Raw genomic sequence first — 13,379 nt, 5'->3', positions numbered from 1 at the left:
TGAGCATTTGGTCACACTTGGTGCAAGCCATAAAAAAAGCACCGTGTGGTGCTTTTTTTATGGTTGATGATTACTCATCAAGGAAGCTGCGGAGGTGATCTGAGCGCGTTGGATGACGCAGTTTTCTCAGGGCCTTCGCTTCAATCTGACGAATACGCTCACGGGTAACGTCGAACTGCTTGCCCACTTCTTCCAGCGTGTGGTCGGTGTTCATATCGATACCGAAGCGCATTCTCAGTACCTTGGCTTCACGAGCGGTGAGGCCAGCCAGAACCATGCGGGTAGATTCCTTCAGGCCTTCACCGGTTGCCCGGTCGATAGGCGACTGCATGGTAGCATCTTCAATAAAGTCACCCAGGTGCGAATCTTCATCATCACCAATGGGTGTCTCCATGGAGATAGGCTCTTTGGAGATCTTCAGTACCTTACGAATCTTGTCTTCTGGCATATCCATGCGCACAGCCAGTTCGTCCGGTGTGGGTTCCCGGCCCATCTCCTGCAACATCTGTCGTGAGATCCGGTTCAGCTTGTTGATGGTTTCAATCATGTGAACCGGAATACGGATGGTGCGAGCCTGATCTGCGATCGATCGGGTAATCGCCTGACGAATCCACCAGGTGGCATAGGTCGAAAACTTGTAACCACGGCGATATTCGAACTTGTCCACCGCCTTCATCAGACCGATGTTGCCTTCCTGAATCAGGTCAAGGAACTGCAGGCCTCGGTTGGTGTATTTCTTGGCAATAGAAATAACCAGACGAAGGTTGGCCTCAACCATCTCTTTTTTGGCGCGGCGGGCACGGGCTTCGCCAAGGGACATTTTACGGTTGATGTCTTTTATCTGGACCAGGGAAAGATCAAACTCTTTCTCGATATTGGCCAGCTTTTTCTGGGCGCGAACAATCTCTTCGCGATAGTTCTGCAAAGCATCTATGTAACCACCGCTGCCAGCGGCCAGTTCATCGATCCAGCCAAGGTTGGTTTCGTTGCCCGGAAATGCCTTAAGGAAAATCTTGCGGGGCATTTTGGATTTGCGAACACACAGCTGCATGACCGCGCGCTCGTTATCACGGATGCGCTCCACGGCATTGCGGATTCGGAACACCAGCATGTCGAAGATGCGTGGAACCAGCTTCAGCGGCATGAAAGCTGCGGCCAGTTCTTCAAGTGCCGCCCGGCTGTTATCACGGCCATGAGTGGCAATAGCCGTGGTGGCTTTTTCCAGGGCATCTCTCAGAAGGGTGAAGCGCTCTCTGGCCTCTTCCGGGTCGAGTCCGCTATCGCCCTCTTCTTCGCTGTCTTCATCATCACCATCGTCGTCATCGTCATCAAGTGAATCGTCGATTTCGATATCGTTATCATCGGTATTGGTGATCTCAGTATCATCGTCGGGATCTATATAGCCGCTGATAACGTCGGTGAGGCGGCCTTCTTCTTCAGTAAGGCGGTCATACTCGTCGAGGACAATCTGGGCAGAACCGGGGAATTGAGCCAGTGCCGACATGACTTCACGCCAGCCTTCCTCGATGCGCTTGGCAATCTGGATTTCGCCCTCACGGGTTAACAGCTCTACGGTACCCATTTCCCGCATGTACATGCGGACAGGATCAGTGGTTCTTCCTGCTTCCTGTTCGACGGCGGCAAGCGCTGCGGCTGCTTCTTCGGCGGCAGCTTCATCGGTGTCGGCTTCAGCCATGAGCAGGGTATCGGCGTCGGGAGCGGTCTCGTAGACGCTGATACCCATGTCATTGATCATGCGGATAATATCTTCCACCTGATCAGGATCGGAAATATCTTCCGGAAGATGGTCATTAACCTCCGCGTAAGTCAGGTACCCCTGTTCCTTACCACGGGCGATAAGCTCTTTTAATCTGGATTGTTGTTGCGAATTTGCTGACATATCAACCCTTTAACAGCGGATATTGACGAACCGGACAAAAAACGTAAGCAGGCAATTATAGCTCATAAACTGGGTATAGTACCACAGGGCAGCGGCCCGACTTGGTTGGACGAGGTACCGGAATGCATTCCATGACGCGGGTTACCTTTCCTTGGTGTTTTCAGACCGGGTTTGAATTAGAAATGTGGCCAATAATGCAGTTCCACGGGACACAGTGAAATTCAAGTATACCTAATATTTTTTGTTGTGCAGTTATTTTTTTATGCATGGATTCGAGGAATCGGTTGCATTTGTCTGACACTACCAAAAAAAGATTAACTTTCCCCATTTTTTTCGTGGTGGTTGCCGGGTGTTTTGTCGGTTGCCTGCTGCTGGGTCATCTGCTCTCTGAACGCTTCCTGATGTTGACGGAACTGCTGGCGAAGTTCTTCGTTAATTTGTCCCGGCTTTTTGTTCTGGAAGCTCTGGATAAGTGATTTGTACAGGTTCTTCTGATGGTTTAATCCTGCTTTCCTGCGAATGCTGGCCAGGGTTTCCAGAAACTCATCCCGGTGCGCGGTGGTGCCGTGATCCAGGGCGGCCAGGGCCTGCAGGCGCTGTCCTTTTTCTGTGCCGTACCATTGGGCAATAAGCGTGCTGGCTTTCAGTGACGGCTCTTTTTTCAGGATGGTTAACAGGTCGATCAGTAATTGACTGTCACTGTCGTTTTCCAGTTTCAGGTGGTCAAATGGCTCGGAAACTTCCCGGGCAAACTCCGGATTACATAATAACTGTCGTATGGCATAACCGCAGGTCACCAGTCTGGCTGAGTTGGTCAGATGGCGGGTTGAAGGCCTGCGTGAAATCTCAGGTGTGTTATAGCCCGGGTGTTCTTCTGGTGCGTACTGTCTTTCTTCGTAGTCTGCATCGTAGAAAGGCGCAGGCTCATAGTGACCATGATGAACCTGTGCTTCCTGGTTGATGTTGCGTGCTTCCGGCTCTGGTCGGCTTGTGGATAACTCTCTGGTGCGGGCACTTTCCTGAAAGTGAGCTTCCAGGTAGTGTGTATCCAGTCCTGTCCGGTCTGAGAGCTTTTTCACCAGCAACTGACGAAACAAGCCTTCCGGCAGTTTATCAAGATAAGGTTGAGCCAGTTTGGCCAAGCGGGCACGACCATCCATGGTGGTCAGATCCAGCTCTGACTCCAGTTCCCTGAACAGTAAGTTATCCAGGCTGATGGCCTGGCTCTTGATTCGCTCAATAAAGCTTTCGGAGCCTTCCTTGCGAACCATGCTATCGGGATCTTCGCCCTGTGGCAGAAACAGGAAACGGGCCTGACGACCATCCTGCATGTTGGACAGTGTCGATTCCAGTGCACGCCATGCCGCCCGTCGGCCGGCATCATCGCCATCGAAGCAGAAAATGACTTCAGGCACCACTTTGAACAGTCGCTGCATATGGTCAGGGGTGGTGGCTGTGCCAAGGGTTGCCACCGCGTTGGTGATTCCCTGTTGGGCCAGTGCCACCACATCCATATACCCTTCAACCACCAGGATGCGGCTCAGCTTGCGGTTGGCCTGCCGGGCTTCAAACAGCCCGTAAAGCTCTTTGCCTTTGTGGAAAACCGGGGATTCGGGCGAGTTAAGGTACTTGGGTTTTTCATCGCCCAGAACACGGCCGCCAAACGCAATGTAGCGACCCCGGCTATCCCGGATAGGGAAAATGATGCGCTCCCGGAAACGATCATACACCGTATTGCGGTCTTCATTTTTGACCAGCATGCCGGTGGTGATCAGCTGCTGCTCTTTTTCTGGTGAGGTGGCCAGCTCTTTTTTCAGGTTGTCCCAGCCCGGCGGTGCAAAGCCGATGGCAAAGTGCTGGCAGGTTTGTGGATCAAGCCCCCGGTTTTTCAGGTAGTGGGATGCCCTTGGGGATTGTTCATGCTGTTTCAGCTGGCGGCTATAGAAGTCCACTGCGCGCTCCAGCAGATGGTATAGTTCGCTGTGGTCCGGGCCCCGTTGTCGGTGCGGGTTTTCTTCCCTGGGGACTTCCAGGCCCAGCTGTCCTGCCAGTGTGTCAACCGCTTCAGGAAAGTCCAGGTGGTCGTGGTCCATAACAAAGCCAACGGCATTGCCACTGGCTCCGCAGCCAAAGCAGTAGTAGAACTGCTTGTCAGGGCTCACCGTAAAGGACGGGGTCTTCTCTTTGTGGAAAGGACAGCAGGCAGAGTAGTTGCGACCGGTTTTTTTCAGCTTAACCCGGTGATCGATCACATCGACGATATCAATGCGGGTCAGGAGGTCATCAATAAAATACTGGGGAATCCGTCCGGCCATGGTGGAGTGCTGCGCCTGAAACAGAAAAGAAAATAACTATTGGATAGATACTATCACCCGACAGGGTGAGTGTCAGCTTAACCGGGATTTAACGATTTTGCTGATGGATGACATGTCCGCACGACCCTGCGCCTGTGGTTTAACAATACCCATCACCTTGCCCATGTCGGCCATGCCGGAGGCACCGGTGCTGTTAATGGCGAGGTCGACCAGTTCGATGATTTCAGTTTCTGATAGCGGGGTGGGGAGAAAGTCAGCAAGAACCTCAAGTTCCAGCTTTTCCTGTTCGGCAAGATCCGTGCGCCCGGCAGACTCGAACTGTACAATGGCATCGCGACGCTGCTTTACCATTTTGTCCAGTACTGCCAGGGCACGTTGATCGTCTAGTGACTTTTCATCGACTTCAATTCGCTTCAGTTCGGCCAGAGCCAAACGGATAGTACCCAGTCGTGGTTTGTCGCGATTGCGCATGGCATCCTTCATGGCTTCTGTCAGTTGATCCCTGACAATGCAATCACTCATGACACGTTCCTTTTTACCTGACGTTAAGGTTGGTGGGTTCAAAGCTTAATGGTAGTCAACGCGTAAATCACAGGATTGAAGCAACCGACGTTAGGGTCAGTTGATCAATACAGACGCTCACGACGACGCTGCTCGCGCTGCAGTTTTTTAAGATGACGCTTAACAGCAGCAGCGGCCTTGCGCTTGCGAACGGTAGTTGGCTTTTCGTAGTGCTCACGACGACGAACTTCAGCCAGGATACCAGCTTTTTCACAAGAGCGCTTGAAACGGCGCAGGGCTACGTCAAACGGTTCATTCTCTTTAACTTTAACAGCAGGCATGCAGAGATCACCTTCCTTTTAATAACAAATGTTGACCATGAATCCGCCCCGGTCAGTGCGACTGAAGGCTAAAAAACTCACGGCTGGATTACAGCCAATGCTGCGCGAATGCGATAAATCACCTCTGTGATTACCAGTATCGTGCTTTGAAAAGACGGGACTTTACCCAAAGCAGGACGTTAATACTCACATTAACAAGACAGATTAGTCGCAGTTTTTCAAGGGCGCGAATTTTAAAGCTTATTCAGCAAAAATGCAAAAAACGCCTACTTAAGTAGTTAACCAAATGAAATCATATTTTCTGGCTAAGTGGACAGTCACTCTGCGGCGTTACAACTCCGGTCACATAGCTACGGCTATGCTCCCTGCGTTGTGCCTTGCATAGTAACTGCCCACTTAGCCAGAAATATACGATTCCATTTGGCCAACTACTTAACGTATGATTCTTCCCCTTTATGAAATACCCGGATTCGGGAATTTCACTGACTCTTTTTGCACACATTGTTTCACAGGTTGGTTTAATGATTGTTCTCGGGATAGAAACTTCCTGCGATGAGACCGGCATTGCCCTCTATGACAGCGGGAAAGGTCTGCTGAGCGATGCCCTGTTCAGTCAGATTGATATGCACATCGATTACGGTGGTGTGGTACCTGAACTGGCTTCCAGAGACCATATCCAGAGAGTATTGCCCCTGATTAACCAGGTGCTTGAGCAGGCAGGCATCAGTAAAGATCAGATCGACGCCATCGCCTACACCCGTGGCCCCGGGCTGGTGGGGGCCCTGATGGTGGGAGCCTGTATTGGCAAGGCTCTGGCCTGGGCCTGGGGTATACCATCGGTGGGGGTTCACCATATGGAAGGTCATTTGCTGGCACCCATGCTGGAAGAAACACCCGTAGCGTTTCCATTTGTGGCGCTGCTGGTATCCGGTGGCCACACTCAGCTGGTGCAGGTGGCCGGTATTGGTCGTTACACTCTACTGGGCGAGTCGGTTGATGATGCCGCCGGCGAAGCTTTTGATAAAGTGGCCGCGATGCTGGGTCTGGATTACCCTGGCGGTCCTGCCATTGCCCGGCTGGCAGAACAGGGGCAGGAAGGGCGTTTTCGTTTCCCACGGCCCATGACCGATCGCCCGGGACTGGATTTCAGCTTCAGTGGCTTGAAAACCTATACCCTTAATACCGTGGCAAAATGCCGTAAAGAAGCGATAGCCAAAGAGCCTGCGGATCAGGATCGTGCGGATATTGCCCGTGCCTTTGAACAGGCGGTGGTGGCAACCCTGACCATCAAATGTCGTCGTGCCCTGCAGCAGACCGGTATGAAGCAGCTGATTATTGCCGGAGGCGTTAGTGCCAATCAGTCACTGCGGGCTGCCCTGGAATCCATGGTGGAAAAAGAAGGTGCGGTACTGCGTTATGCCCGCCCACAGTTTTGTACGGATAATGGTGCCATGATCGCTTATGCTGGCTGTCAGCGGCTGCTTGCTGGTCAGAGCGATGGGCCTGAAGTAGTGCCTGTGCCCCGCTGGCCTATGGAAGAGCTGGAGCCGGTTGGCTAGGAGGCTGACCGAGAATAGACTGCCCTACTGCGGTGGCAGCAAATTGGTCTAAAAAGTCGGAAATTTTTAGCAAATAGAACCACTATTCACTAAAAATTTCCGACTTTTTATCCTCAATTTTCTGCCATCCTCGCTACGGGCGCTATTCTCGGTCAGCCTCCTAGAAGCCTTTTAAAGAAGGGAACCACAAAGGCACGGAGGCACAAAGTTTTTGTTCTGATGTTACCTGTCGAGCAGGTCGCGCTCATCTTTACCTTTGTGGTTTGATGTTGATTTTCTTTTTTAGCGACAGCCTCTTTAGATTTCGTTTTCTGCGCCACTGTTTTCATGATTAAAAGAGCGTGAGTGTGACTCCTATGGATAAAGTACGAATAGAAGCCATTGAAACCCGGGCGGTCATCGGTGTTTATGAGTTTGAGCATGAAGCACCGCAGCCATTGGTGCTGGACCTGGAACTGACGACTGATTTTACCCGCGCGTTCACCAGTGACGACTTGCAGGATGCGCTGGATTACGACGCCATTACCCGGCAGGTCAGGGCATTTTGTGAGGCCTCCCGGTATCAGCTCATTGAGGCACTGGCTGGCGGTATCATCACTCAGGTGCTGGAGCATTTTCCGGTGGATAAAGTGGCTGTCACCATTCGCAAGCCGAAGGCTTTGACCAATGCGCTTGCTACTGTCTGGTGTGAGCGAACCCGTACACAGATGATGGGACAGGAATAGCTGGCAGTGACTGTCTATGTGCTGGGTATTGGCTCCAATATTAACGCTGAGTATCAGTGTTGTCAGATGATCGCTGCGCTGGAGCAGCGATTTGGTAAGGTCACGGTCAGTGAGCTGGTGACCACGAAAGCGGTTGGTCTTGAGGCTCCCGATTATATTAACGGGGTGGTTTGCGTTGAGTCAGACATGAGTGCTGAGACATTGCAGCAATGGTGCAAGAGGCTTGAAGAGCAACTGGGCAGGGATCGCGAACAGCACCTTTGTGCTGCGGATATTGACCTTTTGCTGGCGTTGGACAGTTCTGGTGCCCTTGCCGTGGAAAAGTTGATCAATCAGGTTAAAGAACCCTGGTTTCGGCCCCTGGTAACGGAGCTGTTAAACAGGAATATGATGTCATCTGGTTAACGACTTAATTACCATAAAAAAAGGCCGTCTTGAAAAGACGGCCAGAATATTCAGGGGTTAGCCTGAAAAAACATGGCAAATAGCCTGTGCTTATGTACTAACTTGTAGAGTGCTCATCTCCTCATCTGTGGTCAGACTATGTAATTTACCGAAATCTACCATGCGCTGCTCAGGTGTAGGTGGTAGAGCTTTAGGAAAAATGGATGGCCCAACCAAGGACTCTTGGTCACTATATACGGAAGAAGCATCATCGTCGTCGTTATTTTGCTCAGAAGCATTGTCAACCTGCGGTTCACTACCAATGCCGTGGTGGCGGCCATCACGCTCAGCTATTGTGGTTGCAACGAACTCACTGTCGGCGCGAAATTTTTCTACCTCTGTCGAGTCATCGCAAATCTCCTTCAGCAACAAACCTTGGCGCTCGGGATTAACTGGCTTTACAGGCTCCTCTGTTTCCTCCACTGTTGACTTTGTTCGCTGCAATTCAGAGAACCACCGGTCACAGATCCGCGTTGATTCGCTGATCTTCCGTTCTCGTTCCATATGCTTGAAAAATTCTCTGGCCATGACAGTACAGCTTTTGCCATCGTCAGCCTCTGACTCTGAACTGTTTGCAGAGAATTCGAAGTGATCATCATCGACAGTAGGAACTCTTGGTTTGCTGCTTGTTGCGTCCTGTAGCTCATTGTGAGCATGCACATTTTCCTCGGTCAGAGCGAAGAGTTTTTCTCCAATCGCGGCTGCCAGGCTGGCAGCTTGTTCCGGTGTTGGTTCAAAAGAAGCTTTGGGTTTAATGACAACAGGAACTTCGGGTTCAACAACAGGAGCTTCCGGTTGGCTGGCCAGTGCGCTGTTTTTGACAATGGTTTGGGACTTATCGTAGCCCTCATGCCTGCCATCAACGTCACTGTACTTAACCACCCAGTGGTTGCTGAGTCGGCCAGGTGCCTCTTCCCATTTGACCTTGCCATCACTGTCTTTCAGGACTTTGCCATTTTCATCTCTCTGGGCAACATAGCCTTGATATGGAGCCTGGCGCATCTTGCTCCACTTCATGCCTTCCTGATTCTGGTAATCCGGGGCAGACACTCTTCCGTTGTAAGCCGGGGTCAGCTTCCTGTCAGGCGTGGGGATGATCACATCGTTCACCTGGGCGTACATGGTTTTGTCGACACCAGTGACATTGCCGCCGGCATCTCTGGTGAAGATATCCAGGGCGTTACCCTTGGCATCTTTGTAAACCCAGTTTTTCAAACGCCCAATGTCCAGCCTGTCGCGTTTGTCTGATACCCTTTTATCGAAATCAGGATCTTGAGGGTCACGAACAAGTGCACCGTTTTTCCAGTCATCGATGTCTTGTGTACGGTGTTCCTGAAGGTTCGGGCACATCTGGCTCAGGTATTCAAGCTCTTGTTGGATCGAGGCCTTCTCGCACTCTTTGGCATAGATTGCCAGGTGGCGCTTGTTGATATCGATATCCCTTTGCCGATTGCTGATGAGCTCATTTAACGAATTAACCGAAGACTGGTGTCCGCCTGCTTCTGCCTTCTTCACATCTTTCCGCATTTCTCCAAGCGAGGATTCTAACTGTTTAACCCATGCCTGCACTTCCGCTTTATAGGCTTCAGGATTCGACTCTTTTTTGATGAGCTTTTTGGTATCCCCGTTGTTCGGGTAGGCCGCATCAAAATCAGCCATCATTGTTGCCACGTCTTTTTCAAGCGTTTGTACTGCTGCGTGAAGCTTGGCGTGATATTGTTCTCTGACCAGCTTGAATGCTGCGATCACGTTCTCATCAGTGCATTTAAATACAGGACGTTTGGGAGGCTCGCCAGGGTGAACAGGCGCTTTTTGATCAAGTGCTTTACCTTTCTTCACCGCTTTCTGTTTGGCTTTCTGGTATTTTGCATCGTCCTTGATGAAGGCTGCCAATAACTGTTCGTAAGCTGCCATTTCTTTGTTGTAATTGTACATAGCGGTGGCCAGCGCAGGGTCGTTACCCAGTCTCATGGCTACTGATGCATGGTCAGCATCCAGTAAATGATCTACAACCTTACCGCCCGGGGTCTTCTCTTTAACCGTCATGGTTGCCCGACTATTTTCATTAGCCACCGTCAGGGTCCGGGTCGGGGTATAGTAGTACTTTTCACCGGTTTTTGGATCTTCGTGGAGTACTTTTTCTTTGTGCAGCTTCAGCTTCTCAGCCGCCAGTTGCTTATTGAACAAGTGGTTGGCTTCAGCGCGAGCTTTTTGACTGTCTACCTTGTCTTGAACTTCCTTGTCGGTAACACCGTAGTGCTCGGCCAGCCTTGCGCAATTCAATTCCTCGTGAAATTTGTTGTGCCGTTGGTTGGCCTCTGTCATACAGAGCTTGTCAAATGCCTGATTTCTTTCCTGCTTGAGAGCATCCTCAGCCTGCTGTGCAGCGGTTTTCTGCTCCAGCTTTCTGGCATTATACTTGGCCGGATGGAATACATAGAGTAACCCTTCGTAAGCAGGGGTAATCACGTAATCTTGCAGAGGTTTGGTAACAAATTTAACAGCGTTAAAGAGGAGCTTTAAGGGGGCAACAAGGTATGAGCCCACGACTTTCAACTTCTCAATTACACGCTCACCCAGGCTGGGCTTGTGAATGACAGTAATTGGCTGATCTTTAATCTCAGACGTTTTCTCAGATTTTTTCTCAGCGGTTTTTTCAGCAGTTTTCGCTGGCTTATCAACAGTTTTTTCAGCGGTTTTCGCTGGATTTTCAGCAGTTTTTACGGCAGTTTTCGCTGGACTTTCAGCGACTTTGCCATCTGTGGTTTTTTCTACCGGGGTCGACTTGGCAGGTTTCACCGGAGCAAGCTCTGTCTGGACAGATTTCTGCGCAGACCCTGCCGGTGTGCCACCTATGGCAGCGATGCCTTGTTTAATTCTGTCAGTCAGCATTAAACGTTTTGCCGGCCGCTGCGACGTTTGGGTTTGCTTGTCTACCCGGGTTGTTGTGGATGTTGCCACAGGCTGGGCATTAATAACCGGAGACGGTTTGACGCCCGGTGGAGGCGGCGGTACCGGTGGGATGTGAGCCGTAGTTACCTGTGATGTTACTGGACCTGTGTTTGCCATGGTTTATGTCCTTATTCAGTTTGTATGATTAATTACATCAATAAAGTATTGACTGAACATTTGGACACTTTATTTGGAGTTTTGTTCCAGTTTAATACTAATTAATGAAGTGTCAGTAACCAGAATGTGTTTTGGAATGCGTTAAGAGATTGAAATTACTATCAATAGCTCATAACGCTGTATCATAGATTGTTGGGGCTTTAATCGCTGATTTTATTCGTTAAGAGGCATTTTTGATTGCATTTGCTGAAGCCGCTTCTGTCTTAATGCTTCGCCGAGGGCTTTTCCTGTGATGTTTTCAGTCATCAACTCTCTGGCTTTAATGGATAAACAGCCAGTCAATAGTTCAATGATCTGGCTTTTTTTCAATTTAACCATTGCGAAGCTGTAGGAAAGAATCGTCATCAGGCTGATAAAGCGTTCAGGGCGGCGCAGGGCATCGGTGGCTTCAAACAGGGACATCAGGGACTCTGCATCGTTGCGGTGAATAACCGACGTAACGCTCTGGGCGTGCTCTGTGACCAGAAGGGCCATATCGGCATATTCTGAAGGTAATCGCAATCTGGATGAAACACCCTGAACCGTCAGTATGCCATTGGTTTTTTCCGCTTCGGCCTGAGGCAGTAGAGGCGAGAACAGGCAGCCAAACCGGATCAGTGCAGTGTTGTTGTCCCGGGCAGCCATGTTGAGGTGCAATAAGGTCTGGTTATGGATCAGGGATCGGAACTCGGGCAATACGGCCTGAAGAGCACCGCAGCACTCCAGCGTTTGAAAGTAGACCGAAGGGCTGGGTTCCATCAAGGCTCTGGACGTTTCTTGCCATACTCTTTCGGACACCAGGTGGGATGCTTCGCCGTTATTCACCATGTTGCTCATTAATTCCAGCGTCTCTTCTGCCACCTGAAAGCCAAGAGGGGCAAGTCTTGCGGCGAACCGGGCAACCCTGAGGATTCTAAGAGGATCTTCCTGAAAAGCAGGCGATATGTGGCGAAGTCGGCGGTTTTTCAGGTCTTCCTGACCTCCGTAGGGGTCAATAATGTTCCCGTGCTGGTCTTCTGCCATGGCATTAATGGTCAAATCCCGTCTCAGTAAGTCTTCCTCCAGGGATATATCAACGGAAGTGTGAAAGCTGAAACCCGCATAACCATGCCCGGTTTTGCGTTCCGTTCGGGCCAGTGCGTATTCCTCTTTGGTTTGCGGGTGAAGGAAAACCGGGAAATCCCGGCCAACCGGCTGATAGCCCAGATCCTTCATCTGCCCGGGCGTTGCACCAACGACAACCCAGTCATTGTCCTTGACAGGCAAACCCAGTAATTGATCTCTGACCGCACCACCTACCCGATAAACTTGCATAAACTAGCACTATTCCAGATATAAAAGTAAGAATTGTTTATAGCAAAATGGTGTATTTTTTTCTCTTTTTAAAATTTTATTTGGGGGGAAGGTTATGAGTGGTCATCAATGGGTTAATGAAGCCATCAGCAAAATTGAGGCGGATTTCCAGCGCAGTGCAGATACACATCTGATACGGCTTGAGTTACCGGAAATCAACGGTGTCGAGGTGTATCTGAAAGATGAAAGCACGCACCCGACGGGCAGCCTCAAGCACCGTCTGGCCCGATCTTTATTTCTTTATGCCATCTGTAATGGCTGGGTTGATGAGAATACCACCATTATTGAGTCCTCTTCAGGAAGTACAGCCGTTTCTGAAGCCTACTTTGCCCGGCTGCTGGGCTTGCCATTTATCGCCGTAATGCCCAGATCGACCTCCATGCAGAAGATACAACAGATCAGGTTTTACGGTGGTCAGTGTCACCTGGTCAATTGCTCCAGTGAGATTTATGCCGAATCCCAGCGGTTGGCAAGGGAGCTGAATGGACACTATATGGACCAGTTTACTTATGCCGAGAGGGCAACAGACTGGCGGGGTAACAACAATATTGCCGATTCCATTTTTCGACAGATGCGGGCTGAGAAATACCCGGTGCCCAGCTGGATTGTCATGAGCCCGGGAACCGGAGGAACATCGGCCACCATTGGACGCTACATTCGATACCAAAAGCTGAATACCCGGTTATGTGTTGTGGACCCCGATCACTCTGTTTTCATGGACTACTACGCCAGTGGCGACTCAAGCCTGACGATTGACCAGGGCTCTCGTATAGAGGGTATTGGGCGGCCGAGAGTCGAACCATCATTTATTCCTGGTGTGATTGATGACATGCGTCGAGTGCCTGATGTGGCCGCTATTGCAACCATTCACTGGCTGGAAAGGATACTGGGTCGCAAGGCTGGCCCGAGTACCGGGACTAATTTATACGGTGCCTTGCAAATTGCTGCACAGATGAAATCCGATGGTCAGGAAGGATCCATCGTTACCCTGTTGTGTGATCCGGGTGATCGTTATCTGGATACCTGTTATAACCCTGACTGGGTTGCTGCCCAGGTTGGGGATATACAGCCATGGATAGACAATTTATGTCGTTTTTATGGCAAATAATACCAACCTTCCCAGACTGCCTCCA

10 protein-coding genes are annotated in these 13,379 nt (G+C 50.5%); 4 read left to right on the top strand and 6 right to left on the bottom strand.

The genetic code is table 11. The annotated features are described in order from the left end of the window. Nucleotides 1-70: 70 nt before the first annotated feature. The 4 genes from rpoD to rpsU all read right to left on the bottom strand — a co-directional run bounded on the left by rpoD (nt 71) and on the right by rpsU (nt 5,057). A complete protein-coding gene (gene rpoD / locus ACO6VE_RS14205) occupies nt 71-1,900 on the bottom strand; it encodes an RNA polymerase sigma factor RpoD (RefSeq protein WP_422447430.1) in 1,830 nt (609 codons plus the stop codon). Nucleotides 1,901-2,214: 314 nt separating this feature from the next. Further along, nucleotides 2,215-4,215 (bottom strand): DNA primase, encoded by a 2,001-nt coding sequence (gene dnaG, locus ACO6VE_RS14200; protein WP_422447428.1) that lies wholly within the window; start codon nt 4,213-4,215, stop codon nt 2,215-2,217. 72 nt (nt 4,216-4,287) lie between these two features. Further along, on the bottom strand, nt 4,288-4,737 hold the full coding sequence (locus tag ACO6VE_RS14195) for a GatB/YqeY domain-containing protein (RefSeq protein WP_422447426.1): 450 nt from the start codon (nt 4,735-4,737) through the stop codon (nt 4,288-4,290). 104 nt (nt 4,738-4,841) lie between these two features. Beyond that, a complete protein-coding gene (rpsU, locus tag ACO6VE_RS14190) occupies nt 4,842-5,057 on the bottom strand; it encodes a 30S ribosomal protein S21 (RefSeq protein WP_020582360.1) in 216 nt (71 codons plus the stop codon). A 521-nt stretch (nt 5,058-5,578) separates the two neighbouring features. Here rpsU and tsaD point away from each other — a divergent pair. The 3 genes from tsaD to ACO6VE_RS14175 all read left to right on the top strand — a co-directional run bounded on the left by tsaD (nt 5,579) and on the right by ACO6VE_RS14175 (nt 7,746). Further along, nucleotides 5,579-6,616, top strand: a complete 1,038-nt coding sequence (gene tsaD, locus ACO6VE_RS14185; RefSeq protein ID WP_422447423.1) for a tRNA (adenosine(37)-N6)-threonylcarbamoyltransferase complex transferase subunit TsaD — start codon at nt 5,579-5,581, stop codon at nt 6,614-6,616. 356 nt (nt 6,617-6,972) lie between these two features. Then, the gene (folB, locus tag ACO6VE_RS14180; RefSeq protein ID WP_422461903.1) at nt 6,973-7,341 is read left to right on the top strand and encodes a dihydroneopterin aldolase; all 369 of its coding nucleotides are present in this window, start codon (nt 6,973-6,975) and stop codon (nt 7,339-7,341) included. 6 nt (nt 7,342-7,347) lie between these two features. After that, nucleotides 7,348-7,746 carry a 2-amino-4-hydroxy-6-hydroxymethyldihydropteridine diphosphokinase gene (locus ACO6VE_RS14175; RefSeq protein ID WP_422447419.1) on the top strand — a complete coding sequence of 133 codons (399 nt, stop codon included), beginning with the start codon at nt 7,348-7,350 and terminating at the stop codon, nt 7,744-7,746. A gap of 90 nt (nt 7,747-7,836) precedes the next feature. Here the strand turns inward: ACO6VE_RS14175 and ACO6VE_RS14170 are convergent, their stop codons facing one another. Both ACO6VE_RS14170 and ACO6VE_RS14165 read right to left on the bottom strand, forming a co-directional pair. Continuing rightward, entirely contained in the window at nt 7,837-10,854 is a 3,018-nt protein-coding gene (locus ACO6VE_RS14170; RefSeq protein ID WP_422461901.1) for a hypothetical protein, read from the bottom strand. 213 nt (nt 10,855-11,067) lie between these two features. After that, entirely contained in the window at nt 11,068-12,207 is a 1,140-nt protein-coding gene (locus ACO6VE_RS14165; RefSeq protein WP_422461899.1) for a polynucleotide adenylyltransferase, read from the bottom strand. 94 nt (nt 12,208-12,301) lie between these two features. Here ACO6VE_RS14165 and ACO6VE_RS14160 point away from each other — a divergent pair, with 94 nt between their 5' ends. Further along, the gene (locus ACO6VE_RS14160; RefSeq protein WP_422447413.1) at nt 12,302-13,354 is read left to right on the top strand and encodes a PLP-dependent cysteine synthase family protein; all 1,053 of its coding nucleotides are present in this window, start codon (nt 12,302-12,304) and stop codon (nt 13,352-13,354) included. Nucleotides 13,355-13,379: the final 25 nt, after the last annotated feature.

Origin of the sequence: Endozoicomonas sp. ALB115 (assembly GCF_049310245.1) — a bacterium.
In the GTDB taxonomy this organism is placed as follows: domain Bacteria; phylum Pseudomonadota; class Gammaproteobacteria; order Pseudomonadales; family Endozoicomonadaceae; genus Endozoicomonas.
The sequence above is the reverse complement of the archived record's forward strand: the minus strand, read 5'-3'. Positions and strand labels throughout refer to the sequence as shown.

Coding starts and splice junctions, on each gene's coding strand:
- rpoD (WP_422447430.1), bottom strand. CDS start 1,900: ATGTCAGCAAATTCGCAACAACAATCCAGATTAAAAGAGCTTATCGCC.
- dnaG (WP_422447428.1), bottom strand. CDS start 4,215: ATGGCCGGACGGATTCCCCAGTATTTTATTGATGACCTCCTGACCCGC.
- ACO6VE_RS14195 (WP_422447426.1), bottom strand. CDS start 4,737: ATGAGTGATTGCATTGTCAGGGATCAACTGACAGAAGCCATGAAGGAT.
- rpsU (WP_020582360.1), bottom strand. CDS start 5,057: ATGCCTGCTGTTAAAGTTAAAGAGAATGAACCGTTTGACGTAGCCCTG.
- tsaD (WP_422447423.1), top strand. CDS start 5,579: ATGATTGTTCTCGGGATAGAAACTTCCTGCGATGAGACCGGCATTGCC.
- folB (WP_422461903.1), top strand. CDS start 6,973: ATGGATAAAGTACGAATAGAAGCCATTGAAACCCGGGCGGTCATCGGT.
- ACO6VE_RS14170 (WP_422461901.1), bottom strand. CDS start 10,854: ATGGCAAACACAGGTCCAGTAACATCACAGGTAACTACGGCTCACATC.
- ACO6VE_RS14165 (WP_422461899.1), bottom strand. CDS start 12,207: ATGCAAGTTTATCGGGTAGGTGGTGCGGTCAGAGATCAATTACTGGGT.
- ACO6VE_RS14160 (WP_422447413.1), top strand. CDS start 12,302: ATGAGTGGTCATCAATGGGTTAATGAAGCCATCAGCAAAATTGAGGCG.